Origin of the sequence: Methylobacterium litchii (assembly GCF_038442315.1) — a bacterium.
Taxonomy (GTDB): domain Bacteria; phylum Pseudomonadota; class Alphaproteobacteria; order Rhizobiales; family Beijerinckiaceae; genus Methylobacterium; species Methylobacterium litchii.
Genome location: NZ_JBBXMY010000049.1, coordinates 1 through 1,044, shown reverse-complemented (window position 1 = coordinate 1,044; position 1,044 = coordinate 1). Strand labels below are relative to the sequence as shown.

The window sequence follows — 1,044 nt, the reverse complement described above, 5'->3', positions numbered from 1 at the left end:
TGTTTGATCCCGGGGTTTGATGGTGCACTCTTCACGTCGGAGTGGAGGGACGCGCTATGGGCCAGGTTCTTCACGGCAGCGCCACGACGACGGAGGCGATCCGTCGAGCGATCCAGCATAGTCAAGCGAGCCTGAGAGCACTCTCAAAACGCTACGGGATCAACCCGAAGACGGTCGCCAAGTGGCGGCAGCGGTCCTCGGTCGCCGACCAGCGCACCGGTCCGAGGAATCCGCGTTCGACGGTGCTGTCACCCGAGGACGAAGCAATCGTCGTCGCCTTTCGTCGTCACACACTCTTGCCGCTGGACGACTGCCTCTACGCGCTCCAGGCGACGATCCCGCACCTGACCCGCTCGTCGCTGCATCGGTGCCTGCAGCGCCACGGCATCAGCCGATTGCCGGAGATTGACGACAACAAACCCAAGCGGTCACGCTTCAAGGCCTATCCGCTCGGCTACTTCCACATCGATCTGGCTGAGGTCCACACGGCGGAAGGGCGGCTCTACCTGCTCGTCGCCATCGACCGTACGACCAAGTTCGCCTTCGTCGAGTTACACGAGAAAGCGACGCGGCGGGTCGCAGGCGACTTCCTCCGGCATCTCATCGAGGCCGTGCCCTACAAGGTGCACACTGTGCTCACCGACAACGGCACCCACTTCACGACACCCGGCAACGTCGCTTCGGCCGCCTCCATCATCAGGCAAGCGATTGCGGCTGGTGAGACCTTCCGAGCCCACAGCTTCGAGTCCGCCTGTGCCCGCAACGATATCGATCATCGCCTGACCAAGCCGCGTCACCCCTGGACCAACGGCCAAGTCGAGCGAATGAACCGCACGATCAAGGACGCGACGGTCAAGCGCTACCACTACGACAGCCACGAGCAGCTCCGCGCCCATCTGGCCGACTTCGTCCGCGCCTACAACTTTGGCCGCCGCCTCAAGATCCTGCGTGGCCTCACGCCCTACGAGGCTATCTGCAAAGCATGGTCCGCCGAGCCCGAACGCTTCAGGTCAAACCCGCTCCACCAAATGCCGGGACCAAACA

At 63.3% G+C, this 1,044-nt stretch carries 1 protein-coding gene; it reads left to right on the top strand.

The window, feature by feature from the left end:
• Positions 1–56: 56 nt before the first annotated feature.
• On the top strand, positions 57–1,044 hold a 988-nt coding region (locus AAHF99_RS27100; protein ID WP_342167419.1), incomplete at its 3' end, for an IS481 family transposase.